Source organism: candidate division KSB1 bacterium (assembly GCA_034521575.1).
In the GTDB taxonomy this organism is placed as follows: Bacteria; Zhuqueibacterota; Zhuqueibacteria; order Residuimicrobiales; family Krinioviventaceae; genus JAXHMJ01.
In genome coordinates, this window is the sequence record JAXHMJ010000005.1 from 141,949 (window position 1) to 158,011 (window position 16,063).

General features: G+C 46.9%; 13 protein-coding genes and 1 pseudogene. 4 read left to right on the top strand and 10 right to left on the bottom strand.

Annotated elements, in window-relative coordinates; translation table 11 throughout:
• Positions 1 to 44: 44 nt before the first annotated feature.
• Positions 45 to 497 carry an energy transducer TonB gene (locus tag U5R06_13475; GenBank protein MDZ7723778.1) on the top strand — a complete coding sequence of 151 codons (453 nt, stop codon included), beginning with the start codon at positions 45 to 47 and terminating at the stop codon, positions 495 to 497.
• Between the two features lie 461 nt (positions 498 to 958).
• Here U5R06_13475 and U5R06_13480 read toward each other — a convergent pair whose 3' ends face one another.
• Both U5R06_13480 and U5R06_13485 read right to left on the bottom strand, forming a co-directional pair.
• Positions 959 to 2,077, bottom strand: a complete 1,119-nt coding sequence (locus tag U5R06_13480; GenBank protein MDZ7723779.1) for a hypothetical protein — start codon at positions 2,075 to 2,077, stop codon at positions 959 to 961.
• A 53-nt stretch (positions 2,078 to 2,130) separates the two neighbouring features.
• On the bottom strand, positions 2,131 to 2,976 hold the full coding sequence (locus U5R06_13485) for a hypothetical protein (protein MDZ7723780.1): 846 nt from the start codon (positions 2,974 to 2,976) through the stop codon (positions 2,131 to 2,133).
• Positions 2,977 to 3,277: 301 nt separating this feature from the next.
• Here U5R06_13485 and U5R06_13490 point away from each other — a divergent pair, with 301 nt between their 5' ends.
• The 3 genes and pseudogenes from U5R06_13490 (at position 3,278) to asnA (ending at position 7,741) form a co-directional block, all read left to right on the top strand.
• Positions 3,278 to 5,347, top strand: coding sequence for an ATP-binding protein (locus U5R06_13490; protein MDZ7723781.1), 2,070 nt, complete (start codon positions 3,278 to 3,280; stop codon positions 5,345 to 5,347).
• 1 nt (position 5,348) lies between these two features.
• Complete coding sequence (locus U5R06_13495) at positions 5,349 to 6,692, top strand: sigma-54 dependent transcriptional regulator (GenBank protein MDZ7723782.1); 1,344 nt, start codon at positions 5,349 to 5,351, stop codon at positions 6,690 to 6,692.
• Between the two features lie 9 nt (positions 6,693 to 6,701).
• A pseudogene (gene asnA, locus U5R06_13500) lies at positions 6,702 to 7,741 on the top strand (aspartate--ammonia ligase).
• A 127-nt stretch (positions 7,742 to 7,868) separates the two neighbouring features.
• Here asnA and U5R06_13505 read toward each other — a convergent pair.
• The 8 genes from U5R06_13505 to U5R06_13540 all read right to left on the bottom strand — a co-directional run bounded on the left by U5R06_13505 (position 7,869) and on the right by U5R06_13540 (position 16,031).
• A complete protein-coding gene (locus U5R06_13505) occupies positions 7,869 to 8,819 on the bottom strand; it encodes a TonB-dependent receptor (protein ID MDZ7723783.1) in 951 nt (316 codons plus the stop codon).
• Positions 8,711 to 9,640 carry a TonB-dependent receptor plug domain-containing protein gene (locus tag U5R06_13510; protein ID MDZ7723784.1) on the bottom strand — a complete coding sequence of 310 codons (930 nt, stop codon included), beginning with the start codon at positions 9,638 to 9,640 and terminating at the stop codon, positions 8,711 to 8,713. The genes U5R06_13505 and U5R06_13510 overlap by 109 nt, the downstream gene beginning before the upstream one ends.
• 556 nt (positions 9,641 to 10,196) lie before the next feature.
• On the bottom strand, positions 10,197 to 11,480 hold the full coding sequence (locus U5R06_13515; GenBank protein ID MDZ7723785.1) for a hypothetical protein: 1,284 nt from the start codon (positions 11,478 to 11,480) through the stop codon (positions 10,197 to 10,199).
• A gap of 28 nt (positions 11,481 to 11,508) precedes the next feature.
• Positions 11,509 to 13,449 (bottom strand): hypothetical protein, encoded by a 1,941-nt coding sequence (locus U5R06_13520; GenBank protein MDZ7723786.1) that lies wholly within the window; start codon positions 13,447 to 13,449, stop codon positions 11,509 to 11,511.
• A 9-nt stretch (positions 13,450 to 13,458) separates the two neighbouring features.
• Entirely contained in the window at positions 13,459 to 13,683 is a 225-nt protein-coding gene (locus U5R06_13525; GenBank protein MDZ7723787.1) for a hypothetical protein, read from the bottom strand.
• Between the two features lie 415 nt (positions 13,684 to 14,098).
• Positions 14,099 to 14,572: a hypothetical protein gene (locus U5R06_13530; GenBank protein MDZ7723788.1), complete on the bottom strand. Its 474-nt coding sequence runs from the start codon at positions 14,570 to 14,572 to the stop codon at positions 14,099 to 14,101.
• 20 nt (positions 14,573 to 14,592) lie between these two features.
• Positions 14,593 to 15,669: a hypothetical protein gene (locus U5R06_13535; protein MDZ7723789.1), complete on the bottom strand. Its 1,077-nt coding sequence runs from the start codon at positions 15,667 to 15,669 to the stop codon at positions 14,593 to 14,595.
• Between the two features lie 23 nt (positions 15,670 to 15,692).
• Positions 15,693 to 16,031: a hypothetical protein gene (locus tag U5R06_13540; protein ID MDZ7723790.1), complete on the bottom strand. Its 339-nt coding sequence runs from the start codon at positions 16,029 to 16,031 to the stop codon at positions 15,693 to 15,695.
• Positions 16,032 to 16,063: the final 32 nt, after the last annotated feature.

Below are 16,063 nucleotides of genomic sequence, written 5' to 3' on the forward strand. Positions count from 1 at the left end.
AGCAGCCAATCTGCAGCTTGGAAAACAATTTAAAGGAGAATACTATGAAACGCAAACTCTATGCAGGTGTGGTTACAGGGCTGGTGGCGGTTATGATACTGTTTTCCATAACCTGTTCTTCGGATTCAATGCCCGGATCAGACTCAAAGCCGCCTGATCCTGTTTCCACAAGCTCAAATTCGGACAGCACAGAAAATTCAGTTATACTTGAGTATGACACACCTCCCAGCCCGATAAATGGATTTGCCGCACTGCAGAAAGAACTGGTGTATCCTGAATCTGCAAGACAGAACGAAATAGAGGGACGGGTGATTTTACAAACAATGATTGGTAAAACCGGTGATATTCTCGAGGTTGAGGTTGCCAGATCCCTTGATCCCGCATGCGACGAAGCGGCTGTCAACACCATTCGTGCGACTGACTGGCAGCCGGCCCTTAAAGAGGGAAAACCTGTGCAGGTCAGAGCGGCCCTGCCGGTTGTGTTTAAACTAAAGTAAAACAACAACAATCATGCAAAATGCTCGCTTTTCGCGCGCCAAATCTCCCCCAGAATGCAGCACCTTTAATAAAAAATGAAAAACGACACATTATTCCTCAATGGTGTATTTTTTCCCACTTTTTGGCCATCCAGGCCGCATCCGCCCCACTCTTTTTTTTGCAATTTATTGTTTATTAAACACTTAACCTTTCTTTATATTAAACTGGTACGTTTTTTGCGCAAGACATACTGTTAATCATAGGGTTAAAAGAGAATAAAGAGGTCTAGACAATACAGATCAGATCTATGCCCCGATCTCTATGAACTGACGTGGAATGGCAAAGATGAACACGGAAATCCATTATCCAGCGGCATGTACATTAGCCAGATGCAGGCCGGGAAAGAAAACAGCACAATCCGACTCTACCTGATAAAACAAGCCCCCTGCCTGCATTTCAATGCTTCCAAACCACCAGGCTCTTAAAAACTCTGTCTGAGACCAATGGAAAAGTAAGAGGAGGCATAATCATAATAGGGATCATTGGAATGATTCTGCTTCCACAGATACTCAATCTCGAGATTCAGAGGATTGCGGGCTGATAATGCTGTAAAAGATTTGGACAGTCCGGCCCAGGCCAGTGTGCGATAGTCACGGCGCGAGGGATATCCCGGTAACGGCGTCCCCGAAAGATCCAGTGCCAACCGGCTGGTGTATTGTCTGTCCGTGTAAAACATTCCAGCCGTCAGGAGAATAGTACCCCAAAGCCTTTGTTTCAGATCAAGCTGCAGACGCAGCTCGTCAAAACCGAATACAGTATCAAACAATTCATCATCCGAATAATAAGTTCCCTCCACACTGCCCAGATATCTCACCGAACTGCTCATACTCTTTCTGTATAACAGCCGGGTTGAAAGACCTGTGGTTTTTGAAAGGGACTGTGCGACTTTAAAAATCCCAACCCACTGCAGGTTCTCCCCGTTGCCTTTTGTAACCAGCAGCGGCAATAGATCCACTCCGGATGCGGTCTTGGATTTCAGATAGTTTCTGTACATAAAGTCCATTTCCGCGATAATACTGGTGCCCGTATTAAAAGATCGGCTCTGGCGCAGATACAACAGTCCCTGCCATCTGGAAAAGACCGGAAACGCTGAATAGTCCCGAATCTGAAAGTTTCCGCCGGTATATACAAACCATTGCGGATTCAAACGCTGTTTCCATTCCGTGTATCCGGACCATTGACTGTACTCGTACCATTTGTATTCCTGAGAATGGATGCGGGCGCTGGCGTACAAAGCAGCGGTTAACCGATTTTCACCAAACTGCCGGAACCCCTGTATACCACCGCGATGCAGCCAATAATTGCGGACGCTGTATTTTTGAAAACGCGTATACTCGGGACGATAAGATACACGCAATCCTGACCATTCCTCCACCCAGTCGCGGTGAACGAAAATCTCGGCAGAAGACACATAGTCAGAGTGTTGATTGTAGTTGGCAAAAATATTCGTGGAATATCCTTGTGTCAATTCAGTCTGAATACCCAGCTGCGCGAACACGGTGGAAGACAGCATCAATACAATAAAAATCCGTTTCAACATTCCGGTACCTCAATTAAACCAACTGGCGGTGAAAACACCGCCAGCCTTGTTCATTATTTATTTTTTCCCTGCCGGCGATCCTGATCGCTTCCATTACCGTCTTCATTTCCGCCGCTGCCTTTTTGATCTTCAAAGCGTCCGTTCATGCGCGCGCCGCGCCCCAGACAGTCTTCGGGTCGTTCCCAGTCAGAATCCTGTCCATTTGGAATGCCGTCGCTGTCCGCATCCGGGGCATTGTCGTTGAATCCGTCACCGTCTTCATCGACAAATCCATTGAATTTGGCGCCGCCGCGCCCTTGTCCGCGGCCCGCCGGCGTATAATCATCATCCTGGCCGTTCGGGATGCCGTCACCGTCCGCATCCGGAGCATTGTCATTAAAACCATCACCGTCTTCATCGACAAATCCTGATCCGCGTACACCGGCCTGATCTCCTTCCGGACGCTCGTAATCCTCATCCTGTCCGTTGGGAATGCCGTCGCCGTCCGCGTCCGGGGCATTGTCATTAACACCATCGCCATCCTCATCCACAAATCCACCTTGTCCGCCGCGTCCGGGAGCATTTTCAGGACGTTCATAGTCCTCATCCTGACCATTCGGAATGCCGTCGCCGTCCGCGTCCGGGGCATTGTCATTAACACCATCGCCATCCTCATCCACAAATCCACCTTGTCCGCCGCGTCCGGGAGCATTTTCAGGACGTTCATAGTCCTCATCCTGACCATTCGGAATGCCGTCGCCGTCTGCGTCCGGGGCATTGTCATTATAGCCGTCGCCGTCGTTATCGACAAATTCGCGACCATTCGTATCCTCTGATTGCGCCTGTAGCTGAGGTACGGACATCAGGAATACAAATCCCACAACAGCCGCAAACATCATTAAAAAAGACAACCGTTTCATAATTACCTCCAGTTTATAGAATATCTTCGCATTTCAACCATCCAACATGCAACCGCCATGCCAAAACTGTCAATCGCTCGTTCATTGCGCCTATTTAATTGTTTATTTTAGTTTTATAACCTATTATCTTAATCCGTAATTTAGGTTCAAAATCAGTCGTATCGACGAAACCGTCGAAAAAATCGCCAAAACAGTCGAAACAATATTGCATTTTAAAATCGGATTGAATACATTTACTATTGCTTTTACACAAGCCGATTTTTAACAATGGAGCATATTGATTAAAACACGAGACCCCATAATGAAAAAGAATGATGAAATCAAAAAGTGGGTTCAGCCTGATCATACAGACCGCCCACCGCATTCATCTTGGAAACGCAATACCTCTCTTATTGTTGCCATTGTCATCACTCTTGCAATCTTGCTGCTTTCTTTTAGCCTGTTGGAAATACTCGGTTCTCGACAGGAAATGACGCATTTGCTGCGTGAACAAAGTAAATCCCTGGTCGCTGCGATTGAAGAGGGGGGGCAAAACGCGGTTGAGTCATTCAATCTTGTAGAAAGCCTCCTTGCCGAGCGCCTGCTGAATAATGCCCGTCTTTTGGAAGAATTGGATTATGCCGGACGTTTGACCAACAGCAAACTTGAACGCTTTGCCAAAGAGAACAATATATACCGAATTAATATTTACAATTCCAACATGCAGCGGGTACAGAGCTCCTTCATGCGCCGGGACGACCAACATCAAGATCGGCCGCACGAAAACCTTTTGGACATCATGAATGACAAAGAAAGCGACGAACTGGTGATGGGATTTCGTCAGAGTCGGTTCGGCGGCGGAGACCGGTTCGCCGTGGCCAAACGCAGACGCCGGGGCGGTGTCATTATTCTCAACATCAACGCTGATCAAGTTCTGAACTATCGAAACAGCATCGGCATCGGTCGATTGGTGCGCAATCTCGGTGAGACTGAAAATGTGGCCTATGTTGCCGTACAGGACAAAAATCAAATCCTGGTGGCATCCAGACAGATTGATTCATTAACCGCTGTAGCCGGCGACAGTGTGTTGATGAGTGTACTAAAGCGGAACCAACCGTCGGACCGGTTTATTCACTATCAGGGAAAACCGGTCTTTGAAGCCATATATCCCTTTAATCCGGATACGGGGGAACTGCTGCGCATCGGATTGCAAACGAAGCATTTACAGGAAGCGAAACAAAAGGCTATCTGGCGTACGGGACTCGCCGCCGTCTCTCTGCTTTTAATCGGAGTGGTACTGGCAAACTGGGTCGTAGGCCGTCAAAATTACCGGATGCTCCAACAGGCCTATACGCGAATCGAAACCTACACCGGCAGCATACTTACACATATGACAGATGCTGTCATTGCGGTGAATGATGATCTGGACGTGACCTTGTTCAATCGAGCGGCCGAGTCCCTGTTCAATGTCGGGGCAGGCGCAACACTCAACTCACCGCTTCGCGGTCTCAATCCAACCCTTTTTTCACTGTTCAAACACACCTTGAACAGCGGGGAACCCATCATTGCTGCGGAACATCGGCTGACCATAGAAAACAAACCGCATATCTGCAGGTTAACCATCAACATTCTGAGAGATGAACGGGGCAGTACAGAAGGCGCATTTGCTGTCATTAAGGACATTACAGAAGAAAAACGCCTGGAGCAGAATCTCAAACGTCAGGACCAGATCACAGCCATGGGACATCTGGCAGCCGGGGTTGCGCATGAAATACGCAATCCCTTAAACGCGATCAGCATGCTGGCGCAGCGTTTTAAAACTGAATTCAAACCCAAAGCCGAGATCGGGAAATTTGACAAAATGACCGGTACCCTTGTCTCAGAGACCCGACGCATCAACGCAATTATCGATCAGTTCCTTGAATTTGCCCGACCAACGCCGTTGGCACCCAGCCGATTACGTATACCTCACATTTTTAAAGAGGTTCAGCCGTTGATCGAACAGGACATATCAAAACATAACATCAAAATGATTATAAAATGCGACCACGTCCCGCCTGTTCAGGGTGATGCGGACAAACTCAAGCAGGTCATTCTTAATCTGGTTCGAAACAGCATGGACGCCTGCAGCGAGAATGATGAAATCAGTATTACCTGTACCAATGTCAGTGAACAGGTATTGATTCAGATTCAGGACACCGGATCGGGGATCAACACCGAGAATCTGAACAAAATTTTTAATTTGTATTATACTTCAAAGGAAAAAGGCACCGGCATCGGACTCTCTGTTGTGCAGCAAATTGTCTCGCAGCACAATGGACGCATTGAGGTCACCAGTGAACCCGGAACCGGCACGACCTTTTCAATCTATTTACCGGCAACCGAGTCCTAATATGTACACTATACTTGTCGTAGACGACGAAGCCGTGCAGCGGGAAACCCTGTCGGGTTTTTTGGAAAACCAGGGACACCAGGTTTTAACCGCTGTCAACGGTGAAAAAGCTATCGAGACCGTTCAAGCAGAGACGGTTGATCTGGTGATCACAGACATGCGCATGCCCGGTTTGAGCGGTCTGGATCTGTTGAAACAGACCAAACAAATCAATCCCGATATCGAAGTGATCGTCATCACCGCATACGGCAGTGTCGAAAACGCCACGCGGGCTATGAAAACGGGTGCTGCAGACTTTATCACCAAACCCATCGATCTGGATCAGCTGAAAATAACCGTGGACAAAGTCCTGGAACACAAACAGCTGCTGTCGGAGAACAAGCGGTTGCGGGAGATGGCCAATGAACGGCTGCAGTTCGGCGCCATTATCAGCCAGAGTCCGGCCATGCAGGAAACCCTGAGTATGGCCGCGCGCGTGGCGCTCAGCCAGGCCACGGTTATGATCCTGGGCGAAAGCGGTACAGGTAAAGAACTCATTGCGCGTGCTATTCATCATACCAGTCCGAGACGAGAAAAACCGTTTGTGGCCGTGAATATGGCGGCATTGTCCGATAATCTGGTTGAAAGTGAATTGTTCGGCCATGAAAAAGGCGCGTTTACCGGCGCGGACCGCATGCGCCAGGGTCGATTTGAACTCGCCGATCAGGGCACCCTGTTCATCGATGAAGTCGGAGATATTCCTCTACAGACACAAACCAAACTGCTGCGGGTATTACAGGAACAGCAGATTGAGCGTATCGGATCGTCACACCCTATATCTGTCGACGTACGTGTCATTACAGCCACACATCAGCCGCTGGAAAAACTGATCAAAGAAGGCGTATTCCGCGAGGATTTGTATTATCGGCTCAAGGTGGTCACGCTCAATCTGCCTGCGCTTCGCGAACGTAAAACGGATATTCCACTGCTGGTGGAGCATTTCCGAGAACACTATTCAAAGCGTAATAACAAAGACATCAGGCATATATCCAAACAAGCCATGGATTTGCTGATAAAGTACGACTATCCCGGAAATGTGCGCGAGCTCGAGAACATCATTGAACAGGCCGTGGTGTTGTGCCGGGATGACACCATTCGGGTTTCGGACATGCCCGCCCTGATTCCGGCATCAGACTATGACACCACAACCGGCACTTTTAAGGAACGCGTGCAAGCGTTTGAAAAGCAACTGATTCTGGACGCACTTAAAAAGGCCGACGGCGTGCAGACGCACGCGGCCCGGCTGCTCGGTATGAGCGAACGGCATCTGCGCTACAAACTTGAGAAATATCAGTTAAAAAATTGAGGATTTTATATGAAACATCAGCTCATCCTGCCCAAACACTATAAACCGGTATTGAATCTGGAAGAAACGGAAAAAGCCATTGCAGCCATTAAAAACTTTTTTCAGCTGAATTTATCGCTGGAACTGGATCTGATTCGGGTGACGGCTCCGCTTTTTGTAAAGTCAGGCACAGGGATCAATGATGATTTGAACGGCGTCGAACAGCCGGTGCGTTTAAAGCCGGCGCTCTCAATCGTGAATCTATCGAAATTGTGCAGTCGCTGGCAAAATGGAAGCGATTGATGCTGAGCGAGTATCAAATTCCGGCGGGCAAAGGCATCTATGCCGATATGAACGCAGTCCGGCCGGACGAAACCCTGTCGAATATTCATTCTCTGTATGTAGATCAATGGGACTGGGAACGCACCGTTGATGCAGCAGGCCGCAATGTGAAGCTGCTGAAACAAATTGTGGAACGCGTGTATTCGGTGATCAAACGCACGGAAAAATACGTACACCATCTCTATTCCAGAATCGAACCGATTCTTCCGGATACGATTACATTTCTACACAGTGAAGATCTTGCCGAACGTTATCCCGATTTATCGCCGAAAGAACGGGAAAAACGGGTCTGCAAAGAACACGGCGCTGTGTTTATCATCGGGATCGGCGGAGAGATTGAGAACGGCCGCCCCCATGACGGGCGGGCGCCGGATTACGACGACTGGTCCACCCCCACCCTGAACGGATACAAGGGATTGAACGGTGATATTCTGGTGTATTATCCTGTTCTGGACATTGCACTGGAGCTGTCGTCCATGGGCATCCGTGTGAATGCAGAATCGCTGAAACGGCAGCTGGATTTGAGCGATGCAACCGAGCGTGAATCGTTTTACTTTCATCAAAAGCTGCTCAGCGGCGAACTGCCGGACTCTATCGGCGGCGGCATCGGCCAGTCGCGTTTGTGCATGCTGTTCCTGCGCAAGGCGCATATTGGCGAAATTCAAAGCAGCCTCTGGCCGGAAGACATGATCGAGGAATGCCGCCGAAATAATATTTTAATTCTGTAAACCAGAACTGCGGGTTTCCATACTCAAGCAGAATTAGTCTTTTAATCAGCGAGGAAACAACTATTTATAACCGCGTTGAACTTTATATTCAAGCGCCTCTGCAATTCTCACAGCGCTCCACAAACGATTACCAATATTTGCTTACGTTGAATCGCATCCAGCGGCCCGGTGTGGGCACACCGGGGAGATCCCGGTAATGGGTATCCGTGACATTTTCCGCTGACAGGGCCAGACGCCAGCTGCCCAGCGTACGGTACAGCTGCAGATTCATCAGCATATAGCCATTGTCATAATCCGGCTGTTTCCAGTGCACCGCCATGCCGGCATGCATATTTCTCCGGAACGCGACATCCGTGTACAGCCGGATATGATGGCGCAAATAGCGCAGCGCATATTTTGATTCAAAGCCGAATAAGGTTTTATTCGCATACAAATGTATACCGCGCAGTGACAGCACCGTTAATGACAAGACAGGCTCGTTCAGACGCGCCTCCCATTCGAGTCCGGTAAACCGGGTTTTGGAATGATTGATCACCATCCACGGGTCCTGCGGCTGCGCGCGCACCCAGTCGATGATATTGGCGCCGGTTCTGCGGAACAGGCTCACCTGCAGCATGCGGTTTTCAGCGTACATGCGCGTACCCAGTTCCAGGGTTGATGAAGCCGACGCATCAAGATCGGGATTGCCGATATTGCCCGGACTGGCATAGTACAATTCGGTAAAAGACGGCATACGAAAGGCACGTCCCCAGGAAGCGAAAATCCGGGCATGCGGCGTCAGGCGGTACGCGGCGCTCAGCCCCGGCCACACCTGCCATCCCCACTGATCATAATAATGCGAAAACGTCGAGCTGGTAAAGGACAACTGTTCACTCCATTGCACCCGGTAACTCAAACTGGCGCCGTAGGTTTGCCGGATATGGTCGCCCAGACTGCTGCTGGTTACCAATTCCGCGCGCCCCTGCAGCTTCACAGTGGCAAGTCCGCCGGGCGCCTGGACGTGAACAGGCAATGAAAATCCATAGCTTTTGCTGGTATGCCGGTTCCGGTACCAGTCCGGACGCTGCCGGTCGAGCAAAAAATCATCATGATGCTGACGGTAATAAACGAGCGGATTCGCGCGTCCGCCGGAACAGTAGTGCTCAAACGCAGGCTGGACAGCCAGGCGCGGGTTTGTTCATACTGATCCGGGAATTGCTGCGAATAAAAACTGTTGGCGCCGAATTGTTTGTCGGATACACCGCTGTACAGGGATAACCGGGTGTCTCCCTGCTTGAAAGTCGATTTCCAGGACACATTGAGGCACTCATAATCCGTATTGCGGGTAAAGCCGTCGGATTGCTCATAGTTGGCCGACAGGCTGTGACGGATGCGGCCGGTCTGCGTACGCAGCGCCATTGATGAACCCACGAGTCCGTGCTCGCCGCCGCGCACCTGAACCGAACCGCCGGGTTTTGTCTCCCGGGTCACAATATGCACAACACCGGATACAGCATCTGCGCCGTAAACATCCGAACCGGGTCCGTGCAGCACTTCAATACGCTGGATATCCTGAATCGACACCGGCAGATTCAAATTGTGATGTCCGGTTTGCGGATCATTCACCGGCACACCGTCCAGCAGAATCAGAGTTTCGGAAAACGAGCCGCCGCGCACCGACACATCGGTCTGAATGCCGCTGCCGCGTTTTTGCAGCATCACCCCGGGCACCGCCTGCAGCAAATTCGTCAGCGACCGGGCATTCAGCCGCTCGATTTCGGCGCGCTGCAGCACCGTTACCGTGCGCGCGGTTTGAGTAAGCGGCCCCGGATAGCGGTCCACAGTGACCACCACCGGATCAACCTGATGATCCGGAAGCCACTGCCCGACGGCTGGAGCAAGCGGTAGAAGCAGGGTCAAACATATGAAAAACGATGAATCGATAATCTTTATCATGATAAAAAATTTTATGAATCTGATTCAGGACAATCCAGGGAGGCCGTAGAAATCAGGCACCCGATTGTTATCATTTCAATTCAATGGAAAATAACAATTATAGCGAGAAAATCAACTGTTTTATCAGCTTACGCGAGGTACAACAGCGGTCTTGTATAGAGTCACCCGGCAAACCAGAGCAAATTTATACGTATAAAAGCATCCATCGATTACGTAATGATTACGTAATCGTTTAGTAAATTTATACGTATAAATATGCTGATTCCCTGGTTGCGCCAGGAAAAGTTTCAGGCTTTAGAATGCCGTCGAGACACAGCGGGTCTCATTGGCATCCCTCTGATCAATGTCCACTAAAATATAGCAATTCTTAGGTGAGGGCGGAAAATCATCGGATAATGGACAACTCATTTTATTTGATCGTTTTTTCCGATTTCCCTTGAACCCAAACACTTTAGAATATAAAAACCTCCCGAAGATTTGGAATCTTCAGGAGGTTCATAACGTGTTTAAAATTAGATTATTACTCCATCCTCTCAATCAAAGCTTCCGCATTGAAATGCAATAAATTATAAGCCTCTTCGTTCACATGTTTCACCCTTTGCGCCTCCAGCTGATTTAGAAAGGCTTTGAGTTGATTTATTGCCTGTTTAATATTTCTTTTATCCAGCTGCTTTTGTGCATGTTTCAGTTTCTTTGTCAAGCTGTTATAAATACCCTTATTATCGATCCAGCCTTTCTGATAGGAATTGTCAATATCCTTTGACATCATATCTACCAGAGAAGAATTAGATTGGACCTCGGTCAAGTCTGCATGTCCGATATTTTCAAAATGAGTAGCATCCGACTCTTTGGGATCCTCAGGGAAAAAATAAAGACTGTCGCCTAACATGAAAATTTTTGATTCAGCATCAGGAATATCAGAAGTTTGGAATCTTAATCGCTGTTTCAATTTAGCGGTATTTTTATTATAAATATAAATATTCCCACCATCTTGGAAAACCATATTCCCATAAGGTGTTAAACATTTTTCATAAGGTGGTATCCCTACTGGTAATATTATCTGACTTGAGGCTGTCTTGTTAGCAGGATCACATAAAACCAGATGTCCCTTATCATCCTTTTCTGAAAGGTAACCGATAAATGCATAACCATTTTGGGAATCAATGAAATATGGATTGTATTTCATTTGTACATATTCATATCCTTCAATTGTAATTCTTTCATTAATTATTTCACCTGTTAATGTACTTCTACTTTTAAAATATACTCCATCTTTTAAATCTATTAAATAATATATTTCACTCCCCTCTCTTGAAATAAGACTTTTCGTAGCTTTGAAGTAATAACAATTGGTATCAATAATCGAATATGTATTTTTATCTATTAATATATCTGTGCTTTCCAAAGTATGAAATTCCTTACTGATTATCTTTGCACCAAATTTTACATACGATAAAAATATATGATTATCAGGTGGGACTGTGTGGTTTTGATTTTTCAGTTCAATCTTGCCTAAATAAGATAGTGTGTCTGTTGAATTTTTCTGTAGATCATATATGCATATTTGAGACTCCGGTATTGATTTAAACATTATCTTATTAATTTCAGATAGTATTGCAGGCGTTCCAACTTCAGATAAGATTAATTTTTTTTCACCTGATTGCAGATTAATGCCGTATATATTATGAACTATAAATCCTTGTTTGTTTTTTCTTAGGTCATTTTTATAATAATATGATTGACCATATGTAAAATTTATTAATATTATAGTACTTATTAATGAAATACTAATTGCCTTTTTCATAATTAAATTCTCCTATTCATTAATTTATTTATTGATAATTATTTATGTATCTACCTACGTTAGCATCAACATTTGGATTATATTCTCTTATGCCATTATTCATCATCGCAGGATTGACTTCCCAATAACCAATAGGGTTATTTCGAGTAGGTTCAATCCAATTCCAATATCTGGCATTACCACCGCCATTATATCTTGCATATGCTTCGCTGTCGATCATACTTTGTCTCGTTTGACCTTCTGCAACAATATCCAATCCCCCAAGTGTTTCTAAAAGATTTTCTGCAGCATTTCTTCTGGTATTATAGTAATTGATTCCATAAGTTAGATTTGCAGTCCATTCCCACAAAAGATCAGTAGTTATTATATGCCATCGATCATCAATCTGGCACATACCCCACCCATGTTCATCTGCATCACTACATAAAGGCAATCCTTCATTAGGCTCAGCATAGTCCTCCGTATCAAATTGGTCAAAACCTGATGTCTCTATCTTCAGCATGGTTTTCTCACCTGTATCCAATCCTTCTGTCACATCTTCATCATCCGGATTCTCGCCCCGAATATAATGAATAAGTGTATCTGTATAGGTTTCCCCCTCAAACTCTGCGGAAACACTAACCGTTGCTTCACCGCCAATGATCCGGGTGTTGCTTAAATCAAGTTCCCATTCAGATATCAGAGTCGATTTATGCGGCACCTTGGGAACAAATGCCGCTTCTCCCAGATGTTCTTCCGTATCAGACCCCGATGGATAGTCATAGGAAATCTCATATGTCCATTCAGCCACACAAAGCGCGCTCTGATCACAGCCCTCCAATTCGGCTTTAAATTCCAATATCGGCATGGCCGGTTCTGGTTGTATATAAGAGACAGAGTCCTCCGGAGCGTTGATCTCGAGCGTTACCGCTTCATCAAGGGTAATACTTGCGCTGTCGCATAATTCCGGTTGATCCTGTCCCATGACCTTAATGTTTGCCTGTATTGTTGAATCCGGCAGGCTGCTGTTCACTGTATACGCGATTTTTCCGTCAATAAAATCCTGATAGGGAATATCTATCAATTCTGTTGTCAAACCTGATCGGGCCAGGTGCAACAGGCCTCCATACTGTTGTCCGGTCGGATCAAGGGTCACATTAAACGGTTCGTCATCCGCCAGATCTATTTCTTTACCTTCAGCATCCACAGCCTGAAGTGATACAAAAGAAGTATCCTGACAACCCAGGGTATCCGGTAATACCCGCACATTTAGTTGTTTTTCCGGCGGAACAACCCCCAAATGAAACGTCAACCGTTCCCACTGCCAGGTATTGAGCCACCAGATACTTCCCGGCAGTAATTTGACATCCCAGCCGGTGATCTGTCCCAAAGAGTCGTAACAGGTGTAAAAATGACAATTGTAAAACGGTTTTAACGCCCGGCCGCGTTCATAAGTGGAATAGTCACAGGTATCCGCTTCTGCCGTATAGGACAGTTGAACAAACTCTCCCTCCTCAACAGGGCCGAGGTCCCATTGTTGCGGTTTTCCGGTATAAAAGTAATAGTCGTAATCGATATAGTCACCGGATGACCAGATCGGCGCACAATTGTTCCCGGCATAATAGACCCGATAATCAAATGAAAAGTCGAATCGATCTTTGAGTGTGTCAGAAACCATGCTGTCTCGATCTACAAAATATAAATTTAATGTTTCTTCCGGATGCATCCGCCACACCATGCTCAGCAGGTCGGCATGTTGATAGGACACAATCAGATTTCCCGTTTTGGGTATCACCAGAGTACTGGGTGTCACGGATAGTTTGTGATTGGACTGCACGTTTGTACCCTTTAAGTTCGTGAATGAATCGGGAAGCATTTTTCCATGAAACACATCAATCTCTACGCTGTCACGCAATGTGACCTGCGCCGACACCCAAGTATAACCAATCACGAGGCATAAAAACAAGACAAATATATTTCTCTTCATCATATCCCCTCTCTATTTTTGAAGCATGATTTTCTGTTTATGGATGTGCCGGATTTTGCCGGATTCTTCCTGTACAATCATTTTAAGAAAATAAACGCCACTCGACACGCTCAGACCTTTGGAATTGGTTCCATCCCAATGTAAATGAATGCATTTGACCCGGGACACAGAGGGGTTCGACGGCATTCCCCCATAGAACACCACCTCAACAAGAAGCACAGGCAGCTCACTCTGCAATCCGCAAATGTCCCCTCCTTTTTCAAAGAGGGGATGTTCGTCAGATGCGGACGCAGTCCGGCAGCCGGCGGAACATGGGTGGTCCGGGCAGGTACAATCCGGACAGCAATCAACAGTTAATCTGCAAAGAATCTAACCGTGTTTACGGCAGACCGTCATGCCAGAGTGCATCAAGAGTACGACGCTCACGGGCGACGATCTCGTCGCCCTACAAATCTGACAAAACAACAGCAAAACAATCAATCTCCCGGTTTCCCCGCCTTTTTCAAGGAGGGGACGTTCGTCAGATGCGGACGCTGTCCGGCATCTGGTGGAACTTGTCCGCCCACTGGCGGACCGGAGTGGTCCGTGCACCCAAACAAACAAGACGAATCATAACAAGCAGCACGGATCCACCCGACAAACTCGCCGACATTCACTCAAACTCTCTCCGAAACCCGTTATCCAGCCGGATCACACTGCCGTTGCCCACCAGAACATCCCTCGCAATAAATCCGCCCGTGGCCTCGCAGTGCTGGCGGATGTGCAGGATGCCGTTCGGCGCGTAGAAATTGGCTTCCACCCGGCTGCCGTTACCGATCGTCACGGCCGCCTGCGGATTGCCTCCGCCGATTGGCTGTTTTCCTTTATTGTTCCGTGTAGACTTTTCAGATTCTCTTCTAGATCCCGCAATGTAAAACAGCACTTCCGAGGCCGACACACGCTCCGATTTGATCACACCGTTGCTGCCGGTCTCAAAACTCTCCGAAATCAATACCCGGACCGGGGATTTTGCCCTGATCTCACAGTCATTGCTCAAACGCAGATTGCGCAGCCGGATATCCCCGCCGCGCAGTACCAGGGTGCAGCCGGGTTTGAGGGTAATGTCCCGGTAAGAACCGGATGACAATGTATAGGTTTTATTCGGTTTCAGATCAATATCCCGTGCGCCCGGGATGATGTCCGGGAAGGCGGGCAGGCCCTTGCGAAATATCCGGAATCCCGTGGATTGCGATATGATCCCGTGAATCGTGCCCGGTTATCCAGGGACCGGCAAAACACGTTTCCGTGCACCTCGGCATTCGGACGGATTTGTATGCTGGGCGCCAGAACATCAGAGCTGTCCGAAATTTCTACATTGTTCTCAATAATCAGCTGATCACCTGTAAAATCCGGAACCCCGTCATCCACGGCAACAAAACCAGAGGCCACACGGCTGTTTGGATGCAAATGAATCGAACGCAGTGCAATGACAGAATATGACAACGGCGAGGCGATATCAGGCACGCCAATTTTGATTAACGTTTCTCTGATGCTGGGATTTCTATAGCGCTGCGTGCCGTATTTGAAATACAGTTCTTTGAGCTTGGTGATCACTTGCGGGTTGTTCGGTGTTACAATCTCAAAATAATCCAGCATACTCCTATTTAGCCCCCATTCTATCTCCCCAAACCGCTCTATATAAGAATTCACATAACGCGGGCGTTCATAATACACTGTACTTGTGATAAAATCCGATTGCATTAACAGAACCAATTGATAAGCACAATCAATCAATTCATAATCCGGATGCAAATAATCAAGCTTTTCTAATTTTATTATTTCGCGGCGAATGTCATGCAACAGCGCGACCTGTAGCTGATACTGTTCATACAGCATATCCCGGGCTCGTTCAGAATCATAATAAAACAAGGTGCCCACATAACCGTTATAATTTTCAAAACCGGTCACTGAATCCCGGCGCAGCAAATGACATAATATATTTATATCAGTGGGCAATTGCATTTCCTGGTCGATCACATCCATATAAACATCCGGATGGCCTTTTATTTTCTCTTCCAGATTCAGTATTCTATCGCTCTTTTTTCCTGTATCAAGATTACTGATTAATCGCAAATAGGTATTCAAATCCGAATGCGCCTCTGATGTGCTGATACGGGCAAATACGATTGTTGCGAATAACAACATCATGCATAGCAATATAGATAATGTACTATTTTTATTCATGGTGATATTCCTTCCCTGATTTATTATTTTATCAATGGACTCATTAAGCAAGTATCATGGGTCGTTTTAGAAATCCTTCTATGTGTTTCAATACTCGCATCGGTGCTATCCGGATGTACTCCTTTTTTCGGGAAAAAGATATATGGCTTTGTGGGGCTATCGAACATATGAGATAACAGATGACCCAATTCATGCGCAAGAACCCTATACTCTGTCGCATTATTGGGTTCAATAAAGGTTACGGAATCATTCCAGGGCCAAAAGGTTCCCGGAAAAGGCGCAATGCCGGCCATACTTGATCTTTTATTTTTGGGCGATCCTATACTAATCAATTCAGCGCCTGTAAAAATAGCATGAACCATGTTTTTATCCCATTCTCGTCCAGTAACGTCCG